Source organism: Synechococcus sp. A15-127 (assembly GCF_014280215.1).
GTDB lineage: Bacteria > Cyanobacteriota > Cyanobacteriia > PCC-6307 > Cyanobiaceae > Parasynechococcus.
Window position 1 is genome coordinate 2,104,302 of the sequence record NZ_CP047948.1, and the last position, 21,925, is coordinate 2,126,226.

A 21,925-nucleotide genomic window follows, 5' to 3' on the forward strand; every position below is an offset into this window, starting at 1 on the left:
ATGCACGGCTGGTACGTTAACCAGACCAAAAGGGAGATGGGCCTTGGGTGGGGCGTGCCCTGACAAGCAGGAGCTGCAGGAACGTCTGATCGAGATCCTGCATCGCATCTCCGGCACTGATCCTGCTGTCATCACGCCGGACGCCCGGCTGATGGAGGACGTTGGTATCGATTCCCTCGGCTTCTACGAAATCCTGATCGAGGCGGACACCTGTTTCGGCATCCGCATCAAAGAGGAGGAGTTGCTGCGCTTCCGCACGGTTTCAGACATTCTCGATCACCTGGAAACGCTCGAGCTGCGGCCTCCCCATGCCGAAACCGCCTGAGCGCATTGCCGTGGTCGGCTGGGGGTCCCTGTCCCCCCTCGGCGATGACGCCGACAGCACCTGGGCCGGGGTCTGCGCTGGGCAGTCCGGCATCGGGTCCATCCAGGAGTCCTGGGCCAAGGATCTGAACGTTCGCATCGCCGGCCGCGTCGCCGAAACCGCCTTTGCGGGCCTGGAACCCCTGCTGCGGCGTCGCTCCGATCGTTGCGCTCAGCTGGCCCTGCTGGCGGCCCGCCAGGCCTGGGCGATGGCAGAGCAGCACCGCCGCGGGCTCAATCCCACCCGCATCGCCGTGGTGCTTGGCACCGGCATCGGCGGGCTGGCCACCATGCATGAGCAGCATTCCCAGCTCAGTGAAGGAGGACCCAGCCGGGTGAATCCGCTCACGGTGCCGATGCTGATCCCCGACGCGGCGGCCGGCCAGGTGGCCATCGACCTCGGACTGCAGGGCGGAGCCCACACCCCCGTCTCCGCCTGTGCCTCCGGCGCCGAAGCCCTGATGCTGGCGCAATGGTTGCTGCAGGACGACCGCGCCGATCTGGTGCTGGCCGGGGGCAGCGAAGCGCCCGTGAACCGTCTCGGTCTGGTGGGCTTTTCGGCCATGCGCGCCCTCTCCCTTCGCAACGAAGCACCAGAGCAGGCCTCCCGCCCCTACGGCCAGACGCGCGACGGTTTCGTGCTGTCGGAGGGGGCCGGCATGCTGGCCCTGATGCGGCAGTCGGATGTGACAGCTAGCGACGCCCTCGGCTGGCTGCTGGCCAGCGGCAGCAGCAGCGATGCGCATCACATCGTCGCCCCCGAGCCCCAGGGGCTGCAGGCCAGCCGGGCGATTGAGGAGGCGCTCAGGCGTGCTGACTGCAAGCCCGACGACCTCTGTGCCGTGCAGGCCCACGCCACCGGCACCAGCCTCGGCGATCTGGCGGAAGCCCGCGCCCTGCGCCGCAGCCTCGGCTCCGCCGCCGATCACCTGCCGGTGTATGCCCCCAAAGGGCAGCTGGGCCATCTGCTGGGGGGCGCTGGCGCCGTTGAGACGATCCTGGCGCTGCAGTCCATGCGGGCCGGCCTGGTTCCCTGCAGCATGAATGCCGATCCACTCGATCCCGGGGTGGAGCTCGCGGTGACGGGGGGCGGACCGGTTGCCCTGCCCGACACCGACCGTGAACGGCTGCTGCTCAAGAACGCCTTCGGCTTCGGCGGCCACAACATCAGCCTGGTGCTGGCTGCACCGCCTCAGCCGAGCGCCCGGGCGTAATAGGTCTGCACCACGCGGGTGAACCCGTCGCGATCCCTGGGATCGTCCGGGAGCACCAGATCACTGGAACGTCCGCGCTGGCAGTGAATCGTCCCGAGCGGCGCCGTGAGCCGGCTGAGCAACAGCCGCCAGGGCTTGTAGCGCGCCCCAAGGGCCTCCTCCATGCCGTCGTAACGGAACACCCAGGGCACCACGCGGCCGCCGTAGTGACGCGCCAGCATCCAGGCACTGGGAGACACCCGCGCTTCGATCGGCGTTACCAGGGAACCGTTGGGAGCCAGCATGATCTGACCGTGCTCCCGCAGCAGCGTGGACGCCTGCAGCATCCCCTCCATGCGCGACTGCGGCTGGCGGTGGTCCAGCACCACCGAGCCGGCGTTGCGGGCCGCCGCGCCGTAACCAGGCAGCACCCATTTGAGATGCAGCTGGGCTGTGGTCATCCCCGGCAGTTTCAGCACCCCCTGAATCACCAGGCCATCACAGGGGCTGCGGTGGTTGAAGATGTGCACCAACGGCACCTGCGGCTCCTCGCTGCGCTGGCTGTCGTCCACTACCACCTGCACCCCGAGCGCCCGCAGCGCCACCTCGGAGGCCCAGGTCATCAGCTGCGCCGCCCACTGAGGCCGACCCAGCAGCAATGCCGGCAGCTGCAGGCCGTAGAGCACAAAACCCAGGGATGCCCAGCCCAGCCTGGCCATCACCCGCGCCGGAATCTCCAAGGGATTGGCAGATCGCGCCGGCCGCAGCGGCGGCAGCTGCGGCAACGGCTCCAACTGCCGCGCCTCCGGTCCGATCGGGAAGGTGATGCGGAAGGGGAACTCCCCATCGAAGTTGCCGTTCACCTGGGTCGTCATCACCAGGTGTTTGTAGAAACGCCAGAACAGGGGCCGCTCGCTGGGCTGCGGATCGCGCCAGAAGTCATCCAGCGGTTTCTGATCCGTCAGGCCGTCGAGGTTGTAGAAGGTGTCGCCCATCGTCTTGGTGGGCACGGCATGGAACAGAGCCTGCAGCCCTACGGTGCTGTTCACGGTGATCACACCGCGACAGGTGCGCAGGTAGCGGCTCAAGGGTCCGTCGTGGAAGTAGTGAACCCGGCCACTGACGCCGTAGCGGCGAGCCAGCAGGGCGATCAGCGTGGCGTAGCTGTTGTATCCGCGATCCCGCGGATGGTGTTTGAAGGCCAGGTGATCCGACGCGTGGGCATGAGCTGCGAAGGATCGGATCACGTCCTCGATGAAGTCGTGCATGCCCCGGTAAGGCGATCCCATCTGGATCTGGGAGTCGCTGGAGACCTGCAGCACCGCCAGGAAGAACGACAGATGCTCCAGCAGTCGGCGCTTCAGCGCCCGCTCCTGCCAGCGGTACAGCCAGTAGCGCCAGCTGCCGCGCAGCTGGCACCACAGGAACCCCGGTGAAGGCTGCAGCTTGTGCTCCCCCTCGATGATCGGGTAACGGGTGAAGGCGTGCTGGATGAAGGTGGGTGCCTTCCAGACCTTCCGCCAGCGCCAGCCGGGATCCAGCACGATGTCGCCGGGCAGTCGGTCCGCCGGCGGCAGATCCCGGTAGAAGTCCACCGGACGGTTGAGATTGGAGCGGGCGTTGACGCGATCCCGTTCCAGGGTCACGTAATTGGGGCGCAGGTACCCGAGTTCGAACACCCAGGCTTCCACCCCCAGGGCGCGGGCCTCCTCGATGGCGATCCGGTGGGGAATGATGAAATCCCCGTACATGAAGATGTGGCGGATGCCGCGTTCCGTCAGCAGCTGGCGCAGAAACGGCCGCCAGCCCTCCATGTCGCCGTCGTACGGCACCCGCACCTCGGAAGGGAAGCCGAATTCCCGAAGCGGAAACGCCACCTTGGTGACCGGAATGCCGCAGCCCCGCAGGTAGCTGCAGAAGCGGGCGAAGAACAGGCCGATCGGCCCCATCAACAGCAGCACCGGGCCGTCAATGCGCACCTGCACCAGGGCTGGAGCCCTTCCCCTGCTCAAATCCCTGGCCAGCACTCAAAGAATCCTGACACGCCCTAGCGACGCCGCAGCCGCCCCCAGTGGCGGAACAGGGCCTGCACCAGCGTCCGGCGCGGCGGCGGGCCGTCCCGCCAGGCCAGCAGCTCATCGATGGCCTGCTCCGGTTCGATGAACCAGCCGCTGCGGCGACTCACATAGCGGGGGTAGGCGATCAGGGCGGCATGGACGAGGGCGTCGAGGGGCAGCACGCGGCCCCGGCGAGAGCAGGCCAGGCGGTCCTGCGTCAGCCCCCAGCCGGCATAGAACGGCAGCCCCCAGCAATGCACCTCCACCCCGCGCAGCAGCGCCTCGAAGCCAGCCAGTGAGGTGAGCACATGCAAGGCATCCACCTGGCTGAACAGCTGCTGGATCGAACCGCCCGTGAGCACGGCGTCGCAATAGCTCCGGCTCTGGTCCTCGCCGGCGCCGGCCCGGCACAGCCCCGCCACCACATCCGGGTGCGGTTTGTACACGAGATAGGCCTCCGGTTCCGCTTGCCGCACCGCCTGCAGCAGGGCCAGGTTGCTGCGCAGCTCGGGAGCACCGAAGCGGATCGAGGCATCGGTTTCCACCTGCCCCACCACCAGCACCACCCGCTTCGGCGCCGTCGGCCGTTGCCAGGGGGCATCGCTGAGGTTGTATTTGGTGATCGCCTCGGCCACCAGCCGCTGCCGCAACGCTGCCGCGCGCGACAGCTGCAGATCGGTCCAATGGCCGGTCGCCAGCACCGTCTCCAGGTCACTGGGGGAGGTGGCGTCGTAGTAGATGCCGCTCTGATCCACCACCCAGGAAATCGGATCGATCAGCTCGGCACCGAGGCCCACCGAGCGCAGAAAACCGTCCTCTACCTGCAGCAGCGGCAGCCCCCGGGCCTCGACGGCCGCCAGCAGCCGTGGCCGGGCCCGCCGGCCCCACACGGCCACCGCCTCAGCCCGGCGACCGGGACGTGCCCGAGGCAACCGGAAGCGCAGCGTGCTTCCCGCCAGGAACCGCCGCAGATTGCGCTGCTTCCAGGGGGTGAAGCCAAAGGCCTCCACCCGGGCGGCGGGCTGGCTCTGCAGACGCCGTTGCAGACCGATGGCCCGCATCAGATCCTCGATCGGCGCAGGCTGAAGGCTGTAGGGATCGAGGCAGCGGCTGCCGGCGATCAGAGCAGCGTGCACCAGCGCCTCCAGCCCCGGCCGGGCCGTGCGCCGCTCCGGCGGCGTCAGCCGGTCCTGCGTCAGTCCCCACCCCGCATAGAAGGGCATGCCGAAGCAATGCACCGGACGACCCCACAGCAACGCCTCAAAGCCCATCTGGGAGGTCACCACATACACCGCCTCAGCGCGCTCCAGCAGGGCGGCGGGGTGCCGACCATCGGCGCAGAGCCGGATGCGCGGATGCTGCAGATCCGCAGGGCTGAAATGACCACGGGCCCGGCCCTGGATCACATCCGGGTGCACCTTCACCACCACCGTGCAATCGGGATAGTCCGCAAGGGCCGCCCGGAGCATTTGCTGGAAACTCTGCGGCCCCGCCAGTCCCAGAGGGATCGAAAGATCCCCCGCGGACTGATCCACCACCAGCACAAAGCGCTGCTCCGGAGCCAGCGACTCCCGTGGCGGATTCAACTTGCTCAACCGCTGGGTGCACCACAGCAGCTGCACCGCCCGGGCCCGGTCGCGCTGCTCGGCGCTGAGCGATGCAGCGATCCGCTGCTCCAGACGGCTCGGAGCGGTGGCATCGAAATGCACCCCCAGGTCATCCACCAGCAGGCAGAGCGGTGGATGGCGACGCCCCTTGGCCAGCGACCGCAGCAGACCGTCCTCCAGATGCCAGACCGGCAGGCCACGACGCTGGGCGAGCCGCTCCACACGCCTGGCGCTGGGCCGCCGCCCCCAGGCCAGCAGCGCATCCACATCCCGGCTCCGCCCCGGCAGCAGCTGCGCCGGGGCCATGAGGGCCGGCAGCGTCCGATGCGCCAGCATCCCGGTCTCTGGAACCCCCAGCCGGTCGTTCATCGGGTAAGACGGGGCACACCGAATCCTCACCGATGACGGCCGCTGCCGCTGCCCTGGCTCTGATTCCCGCCCGCGGCGGGTCGAAAGGCATCCCCGGCAAGAACCTGCAGGAGGTGGAGGGAGTTCCGCTGGTGGGCCGCAGCGTTCAGGCGGCTCTGGCCAGCACCCGGGTGAGCCGGGTGGTGGTCAGCACCGACGACGACGCCATTGCCGCCGCGGCCCGCAGCCATGGAGCGGAGGTGCTGCGGCGTCCCGAGCATCTGGCCGGAGACACCGCCAGTTCCGAGTCGGCCCTGCTGCATGCCCTGGAGCAGCTCTGCATGGATGGGCCGCTGCCTCCGCGGCTGGTGTTTCTGCAGTGCACCTCGCCGTTCACCAGCGGCGAGCAGATCGATCAGGTGCTGGCGGCCCTGGATGCACCAGCGGTGAACAGCAGCTTTGCCGTCGCCCCCTGGCACGGCTTTCTGTGGCGGGGCGATGGCCGTGGCATCAACCATGACCCGCAGCAGCCCCGCCAACGCCGCCAGGACCTGGAGCCCGCCTATCTGGAAACCGGAGCGATCTACGCCATGGACACAGCGGCCTTCCGCGCCGGCGGCAGCCGGTTCTGCGCCCCCTGGCAGCCGGTTGTGCTCGAGCATCCCGGACCGGAGATCGACACACCCGCCGACCTGGCGCTCTGCCGCGCACTGGCTCAGGCGGCACCACGGTAATTTTGCCGGGTTCCCGAGCGAGGCCGATGGCCGCTGCAGCCGACAAGCGCCTGGCCGGCCGCACCGTCGCTGCTGTGGCCTGCTTCGACTCGTTCGGAAAGATGGCGATGACCCTGCTGGCGGCCTGCCGGCGCCAGGGGGCGGACACGACGCTTCACCTGCTGGAGATCAACAACCGGGCCCTGTCCAGACGGCAGCGTCTGGAGATCCGCCGCACGGATCCGCGCACCCGCATCGAGAAGCACCGCTGGAACGAATTCCGCCAGCTCACCCGTGCGATGGCAGGAAACGTCGATGTGCTGGTGCTGGGGCTGGATGGCCGCCGCAGCCGCGACGCGCTGCTGATGCTCGCAGCGGAATGGAAGGAGACGAGCCGTCGCCCCCTGCTGGTGAGTGCCTATCCCGGCATCCTGTTCCGCTTCGCCCTCGAGGGCATGCTCGACCGCTCCGGCGTCGATCTGCTGTGCCTCAACAGCAACCAGGATCTGGAGCTCTACCAGCAGGGTTGTCGCGCCCTGGGGCAGGACAGCAGCAATGCCGTGGTCACCGGACTGCCGATCCTGTGGAGGGTGCCGCAGCATCAGCCCCCTCCGGATCGCCCCTCGATCGTCTTCTTCGAGCAGCCCTCGATCCCCGTGCACCCGCTGCAACGCCACTTCCTGTGCCAGGAGCTGAAACACCTGGCGGAGGCTTGGCCGGAGCATCCGGTGATCTTCAAGCCGCGCACCTCCAGCATCGAGAGCACCCTGCATCGGCGCCACGGCGAAATGGCGGGGATGATCGACCGGATGTCAGAGACGGTGCCGAACCTGGAGCTCAGTTTCAAACCGGCCACCCGCCTGCTGCGCCACTGCGGCTGTGCCATCACCGTGTCGTCCACCGCGGCCCTGGAAGCGATGGCGATGGGGGTGAGCACGCGCATCGTCGGTGACCTCGGTGTCACCGAAACCCTCGGCAACCACTTCTTTGCTGCCTCGGGTGCCGTGGCGGAGTTCGCCTCGATCCGCAGCGACCCCTTCAGCGTCACCCATGACCCCTTGTGGCTTCAGCAGCAGGGCTTTCAGGCGGATGGCGCCGACCGCTTCGTCAACGCCCTGCTGGAACGCCTGGCACACGGCCTGCCCGCCCTGCCCAGGGGGGGCACCGGTCCGGCCAGCTGGGGCAGCCGCAGCTGGCAGCGCTACGCCGTGAGCGAGGGCGGGCGCCGCATGCTGAGCAGCGGCGGCGCCCGCTCCAGCCAGCGCAAACGCCATCAGACCCGTAATCTCCTGCGACGCTTGCGCGATGGGTTGGTGGGCTTCGGCTGGCTGTCGAAACTGCTGCGGGAACGATGACGATCGTTCTGATCAGCGACGGCGGCGCCGAGCAGCATGCCTGCCGCCTGCTGGCCGACCGTCTCGAACAGCAGGGACAGCCATGCCTCACCATCGGCGCTCCCGCAACTGGATGGCACAGCCCCTGGCCGGCGGTGCGGCCCCAGCTGGAGATCCCTGCCGATGCCCTGCTGGGCACCACCCTGCTGGAGGAGGCGACCGCCATCGGCCTGTTTCTGCAGGACACCGACCAGCTCGATCGCCTCGTCCACGGCTACCGGGAGCTCTGCCGTTACCGAGGCAGAAAACCGGCACCGGTGTTCAGCGGGCCGCTGGCGCCCGTGGTGGGCGACAAGCTGATCAGCGAACTCTCCAGCCGCCACCGCTGCGACCTGGTGCTGCTGCATGGCGAGCGGCAGCGGCAGGAAGCGGCCGCCATGCGTTTCAACTGGCCGGCGTCCCTGAAGGCACCACCGCTGGTCTGCGGTGGCTTCTGGTTCATGCCGGAGCGCCCGCACCTGGGCTGCCTCAGCGGTGGACTCAGCACCCCTCCCTACAGCCTGCTGGTGCTCGCACAGCAGACCATCCCCACCCAGATCGGGGCCAAGTCGCAGATGCTGCGGCAGCTGATCCGGTGGGCGGAGGCATCCCCGCAATGGCATGTGGTGATCCAGCGCGACCATGCCTGGAACAACGACGAACCCTGGATTCCCTTCTATGAACCGGAGGACTGGACGCTGCCGCCCAACCTGGGCTTCGGAGAACCGGGCCAGATGCTGACCCTGCTGTCGAACTGCACCGCCTGTGCCGGCGTCAGTTCCCCCTGGCTGTTCACAGCGATGGCCTGGGGCCGACGCGCCATGGTGATCGGCGATTTCGGCATCCACTCCAGTCAGGGCACCAGCGGCTTCTTCGGCAGTGGCGCCATGCACCGGCTGCGCTCCATCCATCACCTGGACCAGCTGCTGGATCTGCCGAAGCCCAGTCAGAGCTGGCTGGAATCGATGGGCTGGGCCGTGCACGACGGGCCGGTGCGATTGCACCGCGCCCTGAAGGAGATCACACCGTGAGCCGACCGTTCCGCCTGCTGCTGATCGGTGACAGCGACAGCCAGCTGCTGGCCTGCGAATCGCTGTGCCGCTTCCCGGCTGAGCTCGCCGTGGCGGTCACGATCAACGCCATCCCCCGGAATGGAACCCCCGCGCCGATCCTCAGGCGGGCGCAGGCGCTGGGGCGTCTGTGGCGCCATGAGATGGGTCAGCTGCTCACCCATCCGGAGCTGATTCTGTTCGATGCCATCGGAGTGTTCCTGACAGGCAGCAAGCTCAGCGACTTCCGTCTGGCCCTCGGGCTGCTCCCCGCCAGCGAGCGGCCGCTGCTGTTCTGTGGCTTCAACGGCGTGGTGCTGGAGAAGTTCATGGAAGGCATGAGCTGGCGGCTCGGCTACGACCTGATCTGCCTCAGCGGTGAACGCGACCGGGAGGCGCTGGAGAGGATGGTGGCCAGCACCCCGTTCCTGCGGCAGCAGACCGTGCTCACCGGCCTGGGACGCAGCACCCCGTCCACACCGCCGTTGCCCAACGATGACCGCCCCCGCCGCCTGGTGTTCGCCGAGCAGGTGGTGATGCCGGCTGCTGCGCGCGACCGAGCCGAGATGGTGCGGATCCTGGCCGAGCTGGCCCGCCGCTCCCCCGACTGGGAGGTGCTGATCAAACCGCGCATCGCGCCCGACGAGGCCACCTTCCATGCCAGCGACTCGCACATCGGCAGCACCCTGATGCAGACCCTGGGCCACCCCCCGGCCAATCTGCAGCTGGATTACCGCCCGCTGCCGGAGCTGCTCAGGCATGCCCGGTTGATGGCGACCGTTTCATCCACCGCGTTCTTCGATGCCCTCGACCATGGGTGCCGCCCGGTGGTGATGGCGGATTTCGGCATCGCTCCCTCCAGCGGCAGCCACGTGTTCGCCGGCAGTGGGGTGTGGCGGACGCTGGCGGAGGTGGAGGATCTCGACACCCTGGATCAGGAGTTGCCCCTGCCGGACCCGACCTGGCTGGCCTGGATGGGCTATGGCACCGACGCGGGGCCAGCGGAGCTGATCCGTGCGCTGCAGGCGCTGAAGCAAGACCCTCCTGCCGTGATCAACGAGAGTCCTGGCCACATGAGCAATGCCAATCTCAGCTTCACCCAGCTGCGGCGCAGCGCTGAGGAGGCCATCGTTTCGAAGAACTGGGAGGAAGCCCGCAGCCTGCTGATGCTCGCCACCCTGCTGCGCCCGAAGCACCGCAACGCGGCGCGGCGCCTGTGGGCGGTGCAGTGGCCCAACCGACTGATGAGGCGCCTTCTCGTGGCCATCACCTACAGGGATGTGGGGTAAGGTCTCACGGTTCACCAGCTGACCGGCCAAAGGCGAACTGTGAAGGGCATCCAGATCGAACGGAACTTCACCCAGTTCGTGGTCTTCGCGGAAGACAGCATTCTCTCGGCCCTCAGCAAGATCACCGCGAACCAGTCGCGGCTGATCTTCGTGGTGTCGGAAGCCGGCATCCTCCAAGGGGTGCTCACCGATGGCGATTTCCGCCGCTGGATTGCAAGCTGCGGCGACATCGACCTGAACCGCCCGGTGACGGCGGCGATGAATCCCAACTGCCGCAGCGCCCCGGAGGGCACGCCACCGGCCGAGCTTTCGGGGCTGCTCACCTCCAAGATCATCGCCCTGCCGCTGCTGGACAGCCACGGCCGCATCGTGGCCGTGGCCCTGCCCGCCACCGATGGCCTGCAACTGGGCAGCCGCCGCATCGGCGAGGGCGAACCGAGCTTCGTGATCGCCGAGATCGGCAACAACCACAACGGCGACATCGGCATCGCTCTGCAGCTGATCGATGCCGCCCATGCCGCGGGTGCCGATTGCGCCAAGTTCCAGATGCGGGACATGAGCAAGCTGTACAGCAACGCCGGCGACAGCAACGACATGGCGTCCGATCTGGGGACGCAGTACACCCTGGATCTGCTGGAACGGTTCCAGCTGAGTGATGACGAGCTGTTCCGCTGTTTCGACTACGCCGCCGGCAAGGGACTGGTGCCGCTCTGCACCCCCTGGGATGAGACCAGCCTGGAGAAACTCAACCGCTGGGGCATGGAGGGCTTCAAGGTGGCCTCAGCGGATTTCACCAACCACGCCTTGATCAGTCAGCTGGCGGCCACGGGCAAACCGCTGATCTGTTCCACCGGCATGGCCAGCGAACTGGAGATCCGCTCCGGCATCCGTCACCTGCAGCAGGAGGGGGCGAACTACGTGTTGCTGCACTGCAATTCCACGTATCCCACACCCTTCAAGGATGTGAACCTTCGCTACCTGGAACGGCTGCGGGAACTGGCGGATGCACCGGTCGGCTACTCCGGCCATGAACGGGGCATTGAGGTGCCGATCGCCGCGGTGGCGATGGGTGCTGCGGTGATCGAGAAGCACATCACGCTTGACCGTGGCATGGAGGGCAACGACCACAAGGTGAGCCTGCTGCCGGACGAATTCGCCCAGATGATCCAGGGCATCCGTCGGGTGGAGGAATCCATGGGTCAGGGCGGTGAACGCAGCATCAGCCAGGGCGAGATGATGAACCGCGAGGTACTGGCCAAAAGCCTGGTTGCCGCCTGCGATGTCCCGGCCGGAACCGAGATCACAGAAGCGATGGTGCGCATCCAGAGCCCGGGGCAGGGGCTTCAGCCCAACCGATTACAGGACCTGCTGGGGCGACGGCTGCCGGTGGCCAAAGCCCAGGGCGACGTGTTCTTCCCTTCTGACCTGGAAACGCCCGCCGCGACACCCCGGACCTACCGCTTCCGCCAGCCCTTCGGGCTTCCGGTGAGGTATCACGACATCAAGGTGTTCTCCAAGGTGAGCAATCTCGATCTGGTGGAGATCCATCTGAGCTACAAGGATCTCGAGGTGGAACTGGATCAGGTGCTGCCGGAGCGCCAAGAGATCGGGCTGGTGGTGCACGCTCCTGAGCTGTTCGCCGGTGATCACACCCTGGATCTGAGCACCGCCGATGAGGGCTACCGCGATCACTCCATCAGGGAACTGCAGCGGGTGATCGACATCTCAAGGGATCTACGGTCTCGCTTCCGCTGCCCGGATCCGGTGCTGCTGGTGACCAACGTCGGAGGCTTCTCCGAACACCGCCACCTCGATCGCGACGAACGGCATCCATTGCAGCAGCGATTGATCGAAAGCCTCGGACGGCTGAACTGCGGCGGCGATGTGGAGATCATTCCTCAGACGATGCCTCCGTTTCCCTGGCATTTCGGTGGACAGCGCTTCCACAACCTGTTCGTGGACCCGGGCTTCATTCACAGCTTCTGTGAGCAGCAGGGGATGCGGGTCTGCCTGGATGTGTCGCACTCCAAGCTCGCCTGCAACCATCTGCACCTGCCCTTCCGGGACTTTCTCAATCAGATTCTTCCCTTCACGGCACACCTGCATCTAGCCGACGCCAGGGATGTGGACGGCGAAGGATTGCAGATCCAGGACGGCGAGATCGACTGGGTGCAGCTGTTCGAGCAGATCAACCAGCACTGCCCCAAGGCCTCCTTCATTCCGGAGATCTGGCAAGGCCACAAGAACGGCGGCGAGGGGGCTTGGCTCGCCCTGGAACGCCTGGAAGCTGCTGCATGAGCACATCGCCGGAACATTTCATCCTGTTCCGGGATCTGCCGCTGATGTACGGACGGGTCCCGAAGGTGGCGAACTCCTCGATCAAGGTCGCCCTCTGCAAGCTGCTGTCCAACCGGCCGGAGGAGGGTCTGCGCAAGTCGGCCGATCGCTTCTGGCGGGAGAACACTCACGGCGAAACCACTCTCGTGACCCCGGAACAGGCCAGGGATCTGCGCCGCAGCCACTTCAGCTTCAGCTTCGTTCGCAATCCCTTCGATCGGCTGGTGGCGGCTTACAACAACAAACTGATCGAAATCCAGGAGGTGCCGCAGCCGATGCAGAGGATGGGGCTGTTCCATGGCATGGCCTTTGAACAGTTCATCGCCTGCCTCGGCAGCATCGAACCCGAATTGATGGACAACCACGTTCGTCCGCAGGCGGACCTGCTGTTCTGCGAGAACGCCCTTGTGCCGAAATTCGTGGGACGCATGGAGCACATGCGCAGCCATTGGCGGAAACTCCGCCACCGCATGACCCTCGAGGGCCTGCCAGCGGTCGGGCGTCTGCCGTTCAAGAACGTGCGACGTCGCGAGAGAAGCGACATCCACAGCCTGTTCTCCAGCACGGCCCTGATCGACCGGGTTCTCTGCATGTACGAGAGAGACTTTCAGACCTTCTATCGCGACTACTCGGTGGAGCAGTTGCTGCAGGGTGATGCGCTGCCACCAAGCCGCCCCATGCAACGGGGGCGCGGCAAAGCCAGGCGCCGCCACCGCCGTCAGCTCGCCGCCACCATCCCCGCCTGAGATGAAAAAGATCATCAACCAATGCATCAAGGAAGGCATCAACCTCCGGCATCAGACAGTGGTGGATGAAAACAGAGCTGTGCTGCCGAATTTCATCATCATCGGCGCCGCCAAGTCGGCCACAACCACACTCGCCAATGCACTGAAGCGTCACCCTGACATCTTCATCAGCAAACCCAAGGAACCGAAGTTCTTCGGGCGCAATTACGCCAAAGGATGGGATTGGTACATCTCACGATTTCGCAAGGGGGAAGGCATCAAGTTTCGCGGCGAGGCCAGCACGATGTACGCCAGCCAGCTGCGCAGCTTCCGGAAGGCACCGAAGTTGATGTCGATCTACCTGCCTGATGTGAAGTTGATCTATATCGTTCGTCATCCTCTGGAACGCATCGTGTCGCAATGGCGCCATTACAGCAGCCCCGGGCGCCATCCCAACTGTGCCGATTTCTCAGCCTTGATGAGTGATCGTCGACTGCGAACATTGATTGTGGGATGTTCGATGTACTACAAACGCCTGAATCAGTACAGAAAGTTCTTCCCTGACGAACAGATTTACTGCATGACTTTTGAAGACCTGCTCGATTCACCGCGAAGCAGTCTTCGCAAGATGCTGAGGTTCATCGGAGCCCGGCCTAAAACAAGAAAACTGCTGGATGCCGATGGATGCCTCCCCAGGGACAATCAAGCCGGAGCCAAAGGACGCGGGCATGTGGACGTTCCTGAATGGACGCCAACGGTCCGGCAGCAGGTGACCCGAATCATCCAGCCGGATACCGAACGTATGCTGGAGTACATGGGCAAACCACGGGATTACTGGACGCTCTGAGGTGTGCGATGGAAGGCCCAAGAATGCGCAACCCACGCCACTTCATCGCCTTTGAAACCTTGCCGCTGCTGTACGGACGAGTACCAAAAGTGGCGAACACTTCGATCAAAGCCGCTCTGCACACCCTGCTGAAGCAGAAGGCGGAGGAGGGGTTCCGTTCCACTTCAGATGGTTTCTGGCTTGAGGCCACCCATGGCGAAACCAGAATGATCACGGCGCGGACAGCCCTGATGCGCCGTGGGACGCATTTCAGCTTCAGCTTTGTGCGCAATCCCTACGACCGACTGGTGTCGGCCTACAACAACAAATTGCTGGAACTGGAGACCTTGATGCCTCAGATGCAGGACATGGGACTGCATCGCAACATGCCATTCCAGGACTTTCTGGAATGCACCGCGAACACCCCGACCTCCGCACTGGATGTGCATCTGCTCCCTCAGAGCATGATCCTCTGCGTTGAGGGCACGCTCGTCCCCAGCTTCATCGGTCGGATGGAAAGCATGCAGAACGACTGGGATCTCCTGAATCTGACGCTGAGGAGAGAAGGACTGCCGGAACTTGGCAAGCTTCCGAAGAAGAACATCCGCCGTAGCGGCGACCGCAGCGATGTGGGCCACTACTTTCAGGATCCTGGGCTGGTGCGACTGGCGCAATCGCTGTATCAGACGGATCTCGATCTGTTCTACGGCGATGTGAGCCCATCGGATCTGATCCAGGGGGATCTGAAATCCAGCAAAGATCGGTAGCAACGGCATCCCTTCAATATCTGGTACTGATCACAAAGATGGCGAAGCGCCGCCCAGGAGGATTAGCACGAAAGTCGATACTGTCTGGCCATGACGCGTTACGTTCTACGCAATGGAGAAGTTGTGCATTCACGCCGACAACCCGACGGCCTTGATGTGTACTGCTACCAGACCGGCTACAACCACCACACTTGCCTGCTGCTGTCTGATCAGGCAGAAGCCGATTTCCTGATCAATTATGGAACCGAATTGAACGTAAGGTTTGCTCGATAATTCACCATCTCTTCCACTTTGATTTGTAAAGGCGCCACTTCTCAACAGCAAGGCCGCCGACCATCGTGTGAGCAATCGTCCAGGCCCCGTGGCACAGTCATCGCCTCGTGAACGACTCGGCCAGCTGCTGGAGCGGCGTTACCGGGACATGGGGCAGCCGTCCCTGATCCAGCAGAACGCTTACCGCGCATTGCTGTCCACGATTCAACTGGAAAAGAAACTGGTTGCCATTGAGCTGCTGGATCTGATGCTCGACGAAGTGAATCACAGCCTGTCTACACAGGATGTCGCGTCAGGCTCCCGTCGGGCGGCCAGCTGATCCGTCATCGCTGATACAGCCAGGGGGTACCGCGCTCGCTTGCAATGACGATTGGCGCGATGAATCATGGCAATCCCGCATAGCCTGATCTTCTTATCCCTGCTACCAGGGCTGCTGCAGGGCAATCTCAGCTTGTTCAAGCAGCTGAACAGTGAGCTTGGTGTTTTATGCCAGAACCCGCCATCACAAGCTTTGAACGTCTGCAAGATCCACGCCAAATTAGTGAGCAGATGAAACAGTTCTGTATCAGATATTCCAAAAGACCCATCAATCCGTGCTTTAAATAACCAATTAAGCTCGTCGATCCGGGTTTCAGCAATCATCTGCAGACACCACTCAACATCGCCAGCATGCAACGAGATTCCCGGCTGTCATGCTCAGTCCGAAAACCCGCCTGATGCTTCAGGACATCCTGGCCCGCCTCTCCAGGAGTGAGCAGGTATCGCTGAAAGAAAGAATTCTGGTGCAGAAATATGCCGACAGAAACTCAACCGTCTATTCCTGGCTGCGCAAGGCACGGTCGATCCAACGGGAAGGACATCTCGAACAGGGGTCCATGTCCGGGTTCATGCAGAACCTGAATCTGGCTGGACAAGACACGGAAGACCATTTCCACAGGTCCAGTGACGACATCGGCGACTGGTTTCAAGGATCGCCGGGATGGGTTCGCCGTAGTTGATGGACACACCCTGATCACGATCGTTTTCCGACGCTCGCTCAGATGTCGATGGTCGGTTCACCCAATGTGACACGACCTTGCCTGATCTCATTCCAACACCCCTTGGAGAAAAAATAAACCGCCCCAGGGATGGTCATCGAAAGGTTGAACAGCTGATTGGTGCGTTCCATGCTGTCGCTGGAGACAAAACGCTGACGCCGTGTTGCCAGTGATGCGATGAAGCGAAGAGCTTTGTCGCGACTGTTGAACTCACCACCAAGACCGTTCAAGGATTCGAGATCAATGGCATGAGGGAGTCGCACCCATTCGACAAACTCCGCATGCATCACGGCGATGATATTCACCCTCTGATCAGCCGAACCAGCACCCACGCCCCCGCTGCAGCAAGGATCCAGTACATCCAAGCCAACTGAAAGGTCAAGGCCATGGTCAGACCGATGAGGAAAAGGATCAGAAACGTACCGAGCGTCATGTCAGTCCATCGGAAGGGGGGTCAGGCCAAAGAAAGCTCTGATCAATGTCTGCATCTGGATGGAGCTTCAGGACCATCCACAGCAACATCGCGGAGCAATGCCTGTCATCGGCACCGTAGTCATATTTCCAGTCCTTCACCATCGCCACCAAGTCCTGCTGGGCATTGGTGATGAAGTCGTCCGTCCACTCCTGCATGGCCATCAGCTCAACCGAGAGAAGCCCTTTGGGCCAGCGTGCAGACGAGGGTCTCAAGCACCGGCCCCCGGAAGCCAAACCTTTCATCACTCTGCCGGCGGAGTGGAGTTGTGTCACCAAGCAAGGGGTCGCCCCTGACAACCGGAGGGAAGCAAATGGAGAGAACGGCTACCGCAGCCCATCGACAAACCTATTTAGACCGTTTTCAAGAGACCTCATCACTGATGAAACTGGATCTCGCCCATGCCGAACCGATGGGAACCCTGATCGATGACGGAACCCACGCTCCATTCCGCGCCCTGGCATGCCCGCTCGTGCCCCGCAAGGCCAGAGAGGACCATGGACTGATCAGCCTCTACAAGCAGAAATAAACCTGCATCGCGTCTAAGTTCAAGGGCGACATGATCGGTATGCCGTGAACAAGCTTGCAACTCTGCTGGGAGCTCTCACCATGCTGATTGCCGGCGCTGCGTCTCAGGCATCGGAGTGCACCACGGTGATGAGCCCAATCGACCCCGGCCAGAACAACGACGCCGTGGTCTGCAAGCGTGTCGCTCGCAACAGTGCCAACGGAAACATCAGCGTCTGGCGCTGCTGCCCAGGCGAATGACGCTCCAGATCGGCAGCCAATCCGATGAGCTGTAACTCTTGAAACAGAAGCCGGGAAGCGAATTGCTTCGAATGACTGAAGCAATATCGTGACCATGATTGACAACTCCGAAACGTATCAACGGGCACTTGATCTGTTCACAGAATCAGTGATCAAACCCGATTACGAATTGCGTGCCAATGCAAGTTATGCAGGATGCTACTTCGAACTGATGGAGATCCGGCAGCACTGCCTTGCCTATCTGAAAACCCTCAAGGAAATTCATCAGATTGAGACCGGTGATGAAAGCGATGCGATCGAAGCCGAAAAATCACTGATGACAAAAACGGCATCTCGAAAAATCGCCTTCACCCATGGAGAGTTCATGTAGCTCCGGGCCAATCCGTAGAGGGGATGGCAGGCCTGCTTCCAGCGAAAGCCTGCCGCATTCTCCCGAAAAACGCTGAATTCCTGACAACGCCAACAGAACGTTGCCTCGATAACAATTCAAAGGCGAACGCATCGCTGAGATGGCCGCATCAGTTTTCAGCCTCTGTGGATCAAGTCGAAATCAACTACTGGGCCAAGATCGCTGTCGACCTGGAAGTCGCCGGCGACATCGACAGCATGTATTACGAACATGCAAGAGCCATTGCACTGGGGGAACAGCTCGACGCAAGCCCCACAGCAAGCCTCCGACGACCACTGACCATGGCCTGTCAGCGAACCCGACGATCGGACGAAGCCAGCTTGCAGATCCCGCATCGCAGCAGCTGACCCGATAAGGGATCGATACCATGATGTTGACCAACATTGACAACCTTCCGGTCTGATCATGCGATTCCTGGCAGCTATGGCGGTGATGTTTGTCATGGGCAGCCACGCCGCCGCCCATGACGGCAAAGCCACGGCTCAGGGAGTGACCGAAATGTTCGCAACTGGAGAAGCCATGCGGCTGGTCCCCAAACGGGCCACCGTGACGGACACCACCTGCAAAAGCATTGATGTGGCAGCCGACACCCGCTACCAGTGCACGGTGACCTACAGCGATTGAATCGATCGCCCCTGAGATCAATGTTGTTCGCTGGCGATTCCTGTGGAGACAGGACAACCGATGGCGCTGCACTCCACCGGATCCTGTAGCCCTGCGAACTAATTCAGGTTTTCTCCATAACTCTGTGCCGCCAGGAACGTTGCTAATCCAGAAGAGCTGGGCAAATGTACTCATGAATTCGCGACTTCATGATGCAGCTGACGTTTCTTGGCAACACTTACACCAAAAACTCAGACCTGCGCGTTGCTCCAAACATTGAACTCAAATATCAGGGCAAGGCCTACCGGGCAAGACAGGAACAGGCTGCACAACAGGTTGCCCAAAGTGACATCGTGTTGACCTACCGAGGAATCAACTACGTCAAGTGATTGACGAGTCCGGCCTTTCAGCGGCTTCGGATCCAATAACCCAGGCATGGGCCTGGGTTATTTTTATGTTGCAACGGATACAGAGGCTCACCCTGACCCTGTGATGGGGTTGATGGCGCTTCCCTTGGACCATGACCGATAAAGCCGGCTTTTGCACGAGGTTGATCGACGTTCTGGCGCACGAGTCATTCGGAGCGAACGCCGCTGTGGAGGAGATCCGAGGCTTTGACGGGAAATCACCGTGGGAAGGCAATCAATACTGCTGCGTTGATGCCACTGAACAACAGTCTGAATTCCGAGGGCTGGTGACAGTCGATGGTCATCTGTATTGCTTCGTGGCTCAGATCAACTCCAATGATCAACATCGATCGCGTTTCATTCCTGCCGCTGAAGTGCTGGAGGACCCATCCGGTACGCCACGCAAAATGCAACCTCTCATTCAGGAGATGATCCTGGGCCGCAAACGTGGGGTGATGCTGATCCCCGAAACGGAAACAGACGCCGTTGATGTTGTTGCAGGCCTGGTGGAGCAGGGCTTCAGTGAATTGGCCAGCCAATACAGGGATTTCATCATGCGGCAGCTGGAGAAATCCAAGGCTGCTGCAAAGCCAACGGCATGATCGGAACAGACCTCACCCAAAGGTGCGGCCATTCCATCCCCAGCAGGTCGCATCCACATCGTCAAAGCCGATGTAGATGCGATCCTTCGGAATCCCGATCGCGTTCTCAATCAGTTCGCAGAATTCGCGCGTCATCGCTGGTGGAGCCAGGGCCCCGATGGATTTGATCTCCACGTAGGCACAAGGTTCGCTCTGGCCTGCGAAGGTCATGGGGACGCCACCTTCAAACAGGGTCATCACATAGGCCTCGGGTTTGCCCGTCGCCTTGGCCAGTGCTGCAGACAGCTGTTGAAGCAGCGATTCCGGATGGTCGATGTCGGGACGATTGGTTCGCAGGTTGATGAGCGGCAACGCACTTCTGCAACTGACTCCTTGCTAGCGCAGCCCAGGAAGCCGCGAATGGTGAGGGCTCACAGACATCGGTTGATTTCAGACCACGAGATGAGCCACGACAAAGGGGATCACACCCACAACAACCGATGGCACGCAGACTTCAACTCCCGAAGAGCCAGGCCAATTCCTCAGATCTCGCAGCATGGACTGCCGTGGTCTTCGCTTCGATCACTGCACTGGTGCTCTGGGGCGTCGCAAACGCCTATCCCTCTCTCTGAGCACCTGAAGAAGACAGCGTCGGCAGACTGCGCTCACGATCTGGCTTCGAAAGGTCAATGTCGAGACTTGAATACTTGCCGCCGTTGATCCTGCTGGCTTGTGCAGCAACCTTTTATCTTGGCTCAAGAGACGGCTTCGATGCTTTCATTCCGGAAGTCCCCGAAGAGAGTTTGCCTGCCATCTTCTTCCATGGACGCTGCATGGAACGATCAGACCAGATCTACCAAAACGAGATCGCAATCCATAGAAAAACTGAGAAGATTGTTGGTTACGGGAGATTTCGAGACGACATTCATGGCAAGGGACTGACTCGAATCACGACAGAACGACTTGAGCGCGAAGAACAATGCAAACAGAGCTGAGCAAAACTAGAAAGGCGAACAAAGACAGACCACATCAAGTTCGCACTGGAGTGATTAAGAGAATCAGAAAGATCAGAAGCACAAGGATTGACAGCAGGAAGGCATTCGTTATTTTCAGCGCATCATATCGTTGTTCATCAATGGATTTCCCAAAATGGTTTGCTGAGGTGATCCAGCGGAATGCTCAGCCGCAACCCCATTTCACTCGCATCGCTTCGCAAACCATGAGAGCAGCTACGGAAACAACATCTCCTGTGTTCAAAGCCAACAAATCAACGCCGATGATCGACACATTAACCGTTTACGTTGGCCCCAAAGGAGGCAAGTATCGGTTCAACGAAAAGGGTAGGAAGATTTACCTCAGCGCCTGAAGATCACTCATAATCTGCCAATTCCACAAACTCACGCTCCAACGCATCCGCATCGCCATATCTCTCTTCGTTGATGAGATCGATGATTCTCTCCAGAATGATTCCGAGCGTGATCCGGCTTGGCCCTTCAAACGAGAAATGGAAATTGCGGTGAAGGCTTCTCATGAACAAGACTTCAGACTGACACAGCTTCGCTGAAGAGGCTGTTATTTGTAGTATCACCTGATTCCCTTGGGGAACCAATAATCATCTGGAGAAATACCTGGTCTCTACATGGTCTTCAAACTCACTCTCGAATGCCCTGGCATCATCAAGCCTGCCCTCATCCAGCAGTCGATTGAGGTGTTGATAGACATAATCAAGGTTCCCCTTGTTCAGATAGTCAAACGAAAATCGAAGCGAATTACTTGAAGAAGGCACAAGAATTACCTCTTTACAAATTCATGGTAGTCATCCTGCTTTCGATGCCGATGTGTTCGCCGCATCGCTTTCGCACCTTTAAGGTATTAAGCAGCACACTTTCACGCGAACAAAAGCTTTGACCATTCAAGCGGATGCCTTCAGCTCACACAACAATGCGCTGATGCTTCGCGGACCCTTGACTGTGAAACGATGGCTTGCGCTACTGCTGCTGCTTCCACTGGGATTAGCAAGCCCTGTGAAGGCCTTTGATGGAGGAGGTCTCGACAAGGAGAAGGCCATTGAAATCTCTGACGACAAGTCAGAGATCATTCTCCCTGAATACTCGGACTATCATGCTTCCTGCATGGACATTCAGTTAAGAATGTGGGGCGAAGTGGCAGAACTGATGGAGGATCTGGCGACTGCTCACTGTTACTGCGAATATTCCAAACTGGAACAACTCGATGAATTGACGTTCGCACAACAGCAAGACGCGGAGGCCAGTTGCGCACGGGAAGGAACCATCAACAAAAAAGAAGCCTTCATCTGGTGGGCGCTTCCACTTCATTGGCAGCGCTTGAAAGGCGAAAACTAACCATTGCCATCGTTCACGGGATGATGCTTGTCCAAGAAAGAGGAAGGCCGCCCCTCCCGCTGGAAAGACGGCCTAGCTCGCTCGTTTGTGCATTGCGCAACCCGTGAATTGATCAGGGGTTGAGAGGCCAGCCCACCTACGACAGGAATGGGGTGACCTCTCCTATTGCTCGCTTCCGACACCCCTGTGATGACGGGAACAGGGGTCATGCCGCATGCCATTGCTGGCGCAGGGCGAAGTGTCGGGCTCTCAGGTGCCTGGGGCCATGACGTCCAAGGTGGGGCTGGTCTCCCGCGGGGCACCTGTGAACGGTGCTGAGGAGAGTCGTCACAGACGAGCAGCCCACGGTTGGGTGGAAACTGTTG

Annotated in this window: 28 protein-coding genes; 22 read left to right on the forward strand and 6 right to left on the reverse strand. The window is 61.8% G+C overall.

The genetic code is table 11. The features are described 5' to 3' along the window. Positions 1-43 precede the first annotated feature (43 nt). Together SynA15127_RS11190 and SynA15127_RS11195 are read left to right on the forward strand one after the other, a co-directional pair. Complete coding sequence (locus SynA15127_RS11190; RefSeq protein WP_255475485.1) at positions 44-325, forward strand: acyl carrier protein; 282 nt, start codon at positions 44-46, stop codon at positions 323-325. Next, positions 309-1,577: a beta-ketoacyl-[acyl-carrier-protein] synthase family protein gene (locus tag SynA15127_RS11195; RefSeq protein WP_186484174.1), complete on the forward strand. Its 1,269-nt coding sequence runs from the start codon at positions 309-311 to the stop codon at positions 1,575-1,577. Before SynA15127_RS11190 ends, SynA15127_RS11195 begins: the two co-directional genes overlap by 17 nt. Here SynA15127_RS11195 and SynA15127_RS11200 read toward each other — a convergent pair. Further along, positions 1,556-3,568 (reverse strand): 1-acyl-sn-glycerol-3-phosphate acyltransferase, encoded by a 2,013-nt coding sequence (locus SynA15127_RS11200; protein ID WP_186484175.1) that lies wholly within the window; start codon positions 3,566-3,568, stop codon positions 1,556-1,558. The two genes, SynA15127_RS11195 and SynA15127_RS11200, sit on opposite strands and share 22 nt — an antisense overlap. A 35-nt stretch (positions 3,569-3,603) precedes the next feature. Next, positions 3,604-5,589, reverse strand: coding sequence for a capsular polysaccharide biosynthesis protein (locus tag SynA15127_RS11205; protein WP_186484176.1), 1,986 nt, complete (start codon positions 5,587-5,589; stop codon positions 3,604-3,606). Between the two features lie 32 nt (positions 5,590-5,621). On the opposite strand from SynA15127_RS11205, the gene SynA15127_RS11210 reads away from it, so the two are divergent. From SynA15127_RS11210 to SynA15127_RS11255, 10 genes are all read left to right on the forward strand, one after another. After that, the gene (locus SynA15127_RS11210) at positions 5,622-6,302 is read left to right on the forward strand and encodes a cytidylyltransferase domain-containing protein (protein WP_186484177.1); all 681 of its coding nucleotides are present in this window, start codon (positions 5,622-5,624) and stop codon (positions 6,300-6,302) included. A gap of 26 nt (positions 6,303-6,328) precedes the next feature. Next, the gene (locus SynA15127_RS11215; RefSeq protein ID WP_186484178.1) at positions 6,329-7,636 is read left to right on the forward strand and encodes a DUF6716 putative glycosyltransferase; all 1,308 of its coding nucleotides are present in this window, start codon (positions 6,329-6,331) and stop codon (positions 7,634-7,636) included. After that, on the forward strand, positions 7,633-8,685 hold the full coding sequence (locus SynA15127_RS11220; RefSeq protein WP_186484179.1) for a DUF6716 putative glycosyltransferase: 1,053 nt from the start codon (positions 7,633-7,635) through the stop codon (positions 8,683-8,685). Before SynA15127_RS11215 ends, SynA15127_RS11220 begins: the two co-directional genes overlap by 4 nt. Beyond that, positions 8,682-9,992: a DUF6716 putative glycosyltransferase gene (locus tag SynA15127_RS11225; RefSeq protein ID WP_186484180.1), complete on the forward strand. Its 1,311-nt coding sequence runs from the start codon at positions 8,682-8,684 to the stop codon at positions 9,990-9,992. The genes SynA15127_RS11220 and SynA15127_RS11225 overlap by 4 nt, the downstream gene beginning before the upstream one ends. A gap of 39 nt (positions 9,993-10,031) precedes the next feature. Beyond that, a complete protein-coding gene (locus SynA15127_RS11230) occupies positions 10,032-12,290 on the forward strand; it encodes an N-acetylneuraminate synthase family protein (protein ID WP_186484181.1) in 2,259 nt (752 codons plus the stop codon). Beyond that, a complete protein-coding gene (locus SynA15127_RS11235; protein ID WP_186484182.1) occupies positions 12,287-13,075 on the forward strand; it encodes a sulfotransferase family protein in 789 nt (262 codons plus the stop codon). The genes SynA15127_RS11230 and SynA15127_RS11235 overlap by 4 nt, the downstream gene beginning before the upstream one ends. A gap of 1 nt (position 13,076) precedes the next feature. Next, positions 13,077-13,901, forward strand: coding sequence for a sulfotransferase (locus SynA15127_RS11240; protein ID WP_186484183.1), 825 nt, complete (start codon positions 13,077-13,079; stop codon positions 13,899-13,901). An 8-nt stretch (positions 13,902-13,909) separates the two neighbouring features. After that, positions 13,910-14,647, forward strand: a complete 738-nt coding sequence (locus SynA15127_RS11245; RefSeq protein ID WP_255475486.1) for a sulfotransferase family protein — start codon at positions 13,910-13,912, stop codon at positions 14,645-14,647. A gap of 361 nt (positions 14,648-15,008) precedes the next feature. Then, positions 15,009-15,239: a hypothetical protein gene (locus SynA15127_RS11250; RefSeq protein WP_186484184.1), complete on the forward strand. Its 231-nt coding sequence runs from the start codon at positions 15,009-15,011 to the stop codon at positions 15,237-15,239. A 373-nt stretch (positions 15,240-15,612) separates the two neighbouring features. After that, complete coding sequence (locus SynA15127_RS11255; RefSeq protein WP_043692831.1) at positions 15,613-15,918, forward strand: hypothetical protein; 306 nt, start codon at positions 15,613-15,615, stop codon at positions 15,916-15,918. Between the two features lie 38 nt (positions 15,919-15,956). On the opposite strand, the gene SynA15127_RS11260 is transcribed toward SynA15127_RS11255, so the two are convergent. Together SynA15127_RS11260 and SynA15127_RS11265 are read right to left on the reverse strand one after the other, a co-directional pair. Beyond that, entirely contained in the window at positions 15,957-16,262 is a 306-nt protein-coding gene (locus SynA15127_RS11260) for a hypothetical protein (protein ID WP_043692834.1), read from the reverse strand. Positions 16,263-16,386: 124 nt separating this feature from the next. Then, positions 16,387-16,593 carry a hypothetical protein gene (locus SynA15127_RS11265; protein WP_370593993.1) on the reverse strand — a complete coding sequence of 69 codons (207 nt, stop codon included), beginning with the start codon at positions 16,591-16,593 and terminating at the stop codon, positions 16,387-16,389. A gap of 218 nt (positions 16,594-16,811) precedes the next feature. On the opposite strand from SynA15127_RS11265, the gene SynA15127_RS11270 reads away from it, so the two are divergent. The 7 genes from SynA15127_RS11270 to SynA15127_RS11300 all read left to right on the forward strand — a co-directional run bounded on the left by SynA15127_RS11270 (position 16,812) and on the right by SynA15127_RS11300 (position 19,218). Continuing rightward, entirely contained in the window at positions 16,812-16,958 is a 147-nt protein-coding gene (locus tag SynA15127_RS11270; RefSeq protein ID WP_186484185.1) for a hypothetical protein, read from the forward strand. Between the two features lie 44 nt (positions 16,959-17,002). Continuing rightward, a complete protein-coding gene (locus SynA15127_RS11275) occupies positions 17,003-17,197 on the forward strand; it encodes a hypothetical protein (protein WP_043692837.1) in 195 nt (64 codons plus the stop codon). 94 nt (positions 17,198-17,291) lie between these two features. Continuing rightward, positions 17,292-17,567 carry a hypothetical protein gene (locus SynA15127_RS11280; protein WP_043692840.1) on the forward strand — a complete coding sequence of 92 codons (276 nt, stop codon included), beginning with the start codon at positions 17,292-17,294 and terminating at the stop codon, positions 17,565-17,567. A gap of 23 nt (positions 17,568-17,590) precedes the next feature. Then, positions 17,591-17,953, forward strand: coding sequence for a hypothetical protein (locus tag SynA15127_RS11285; protein ID WP_186485762.1), 363 nt, complete (start codon positions 17,591-17,593; stop codon positions 17,951-17,953). Positions 17,954-18,011: 58 nt separating this feature from the next. Then, positions 18,012-18,230 (forward strand): hypothetical protein, encoded by a 219-nt coding sequence (locus SynA15127_RS11290; protein ID WP_186484186.1) that lies wholly within the window; start codon positions 18,012-18,014, stop codon positions 18,228-18,230. A gap of 191 nt (positions 18,231-18,421) precedes the next feature. Further along, the gene (locus SynA15127_RS11295; RefSeq protein ID WP_186484187.1) at positions 18,422-18,598 is read left to right on the forward strand and encodes a DUF4278 domain-containing protein; all 177 of its coding nucleotides are present in this window, start codon (positions 18,422-18,424) and stop codon (positions 18,596-18,598) included. A 131-nt stretch (positions 18,599-18,729) separates the two neighbouring features. Then, positions 18,730-19,218, forward strand: a complete 489-nt coding sequence (locus tag SynA15127_RS11300) for a hypothetical protein (RefSeq protein WP_186484188.1) — start codon at positions 18,730-18,732, stop codon at positions 19,216-19,218. 12 nt (positions 19,219-19,230) lie between these two features. Here SynA15127_RS11300 and SynA15127_RS11305 read toward each other — a convergent pair whose 3' ends face one another. Further along, positions 19,231-19,569 carry a phenylpyruvate tautomerase MIF-related protein gene (locus SynA15127_RS11305; protein ID WP_186484189.1) on the reverse strand — a complete coding sequence of 113 codons (339 nt, stop codon included), beginning with the start codon at positions 19,567-19,569 and terminating at the stop codon, positions 19,231-19,233. A 128-nt stretch (positions 19,570-19,697) separates the two neighbouring features. Between SynA15127_RS11305 and SynA15127_RS13590 the strand changes: the two genes are divergently transcribed. Next, positions 19,698-19,829: a hypothetical protein gene (locus tag SynA15127_RS13590; protein WP_255475487.1), complete on the forward strand. Its 132-nt coding sequence runs from the start codon at positions 19,698-19,700 to the stop codon at positions 19,827-19,829. A 75-nt stretch (positions 19,830-19,904) separates the two neighbouring features. After that, complete coding sequence (locus SynA15127_RS11310; RefSeq protein ID WP_186484190.1) at positions 19,905-20,192, forward strand: hypothetical protein; 288 nt, start codon at positions 19,905-19,907, stop codon at positions 20,190-20,192. 374 nt (positions 20,193-20,566) lie between these two features. Here SynA15127_RS11310 and SynA15127_RS11315 read toward each other — a convergent pair whose 3' ends face one another. Further along, on the reverse strand, positions 20,567-20,728 hold the full coding sequence (locus SynA15127_RS11315) for a hypothetical protein (RefSeq protein WP_186484191.1): 162 nt from the start codon (positions 20,726-20,728) through the stop codon (positions 20,567-20,569). A gap of 373 nt (positions 20,729-21,101) precedes the next feature. Between SynA15127_RS11315 and SynA15127_RS13595 the strand changes: the two genes are divergently transcribed. Next, on the forward strand, positions 21,102-21,560 hold the full coding sequence (locus SynA15127_RS13595; RefSeq protein WP_255475488.1) for a hypothetical protein: 459 nt from the start codon (positions 21,102-21,104) through the stop codon (positions 21,558-21,560). Positions 21,561-21,925 lie beyond the last annotated feature (365 nt).

Bases quoted from the DNA above. Each gene is read 5' to 3' on its own strand.
- SynA15127_RS11195 (WP_186484174.1), top strand. From the start codon at position 309: ATGCCGAAACCGCCTGAGCGCATTGCCGTGGTCGGCTGGGGGTCCCTG.
- SynA15127_RS11205 (WP_186484176.1), bottom strand. From the start codon at position 5,589: ATGAACGACCGGCTGGGGGTTCCAGAGACCGGGATGCTGGCGCATCGG.
- SynA15127_RS11210 (WP_186484177.1), top strand. From the start codon at position 5,622: ATGACGGCCGCTGCCGCTGCCCTGGCTCTGATTCCCGCCCGCGGCGGG.
- SynA15127_RS11215 (WP_186484178.1), top strand. From the start codon at position 6,329: ATGGCCGCTGCAGCCGACAAGCGCCTGGCCGGCCGCACCGTCGCTGCT.
- SynA15127_RS11220 (WP_186484179.1), top strand. From the start codon at position 7,633: ATGACGATCGTTCTGATCAGCGACGGCGGCGCCGAGCAGCATGCCTGC.
- SynA15127_RS11235 (WP_186484182.1), top strand. From the start codon at position 12,287: ATGAGCACATCGCCGGAACATTTCATCCTGTTCCGGGATCTGCCGCTG.
- SynA15127_RS11240 (WP_186484183.1), top strand. From the start codon at position 13,077: ATGAAAAAGATCATCAACCAATGCATCAAGGAAGGCATCAACCTCCGG.
- SynA15127_RS11245 (WP_255475486.1), top strand. From the start codon at position 13,910: ATGGAAGGCCCAAGAATGCGCAACCCACGCCACTTCATCGCCTTTGAA.
- SynA15127_RS11255 (WP_043692831.1), top strand. From the start codon at position 15,613: ATGCTCAGTCCGAAAACCCGCCTGATGCTTCAGGACATCCTGGCCCGC.
- SynA15127_RS11265 (WP_370593993.1), bottom strand. From the start codon at position 16,593: ATGGCCATGCAGGAGTGGACGGACGACTTCATCACCAATGCCCAGCAG.
- SynA15127_RS11270 (WP_186484185.1), top strand. From the start codon at position 16,812: ATGAAACTGGATCTCGCCCATGCCGAACCGATGGGAACCCTGATCGAT.
- SynA15127_RS11280 (WP_043692840.1), top strand. From the start codon at position 17,292: ATGATTGACAACTCCGAAACGTATCAACGGGCACTTGATCTGTTCACA.
- SynA15127_RS11285 (WP_186485762.1), top strand. From the start codon at position 17,591: ATGGCAGGCCTGCTTCCAGCGAAAGCCTGCCGCATTCTCCCGAAAAAC.
- SynA15127_RS11290 (WP_186484186.1), top strand. From the start codon at position 18,012: ATGCGATTCCTGGCAGCTATGGCGGTGATGTTTGTCATGGGCAGCCAC.
- SynA15127_RS11295 (WP_186484187.1), top strand. From the start codon at position 18,422: ATGCAGCTGACGTTTCTTGGCAACACTTACACCAAAAACTCAGACCTG.
- SynA15127_RS11300 (WP_186484188.1), top strand. From the start codon at position 18,730: ATGACCGATAAAGCCGGCTTTTGCACGAGGTTGATCGACGTTCTGGCG.
- SynA15127_RS13590 (WP_255475487.1), top strand. From the start codon at position 19,698: ATGGCACGCAGACTTCAACTCCCGAAGAGCCAGGCCAATTCCTCAGAT.
- SynA15127_RS11315 (WP_186484191.1), bottom strand. From the start codon at position 20,728: ATGAGAAGCCTTCACCGCAATTTCCATTTCTCGTTTGAAGGGCCAAGC.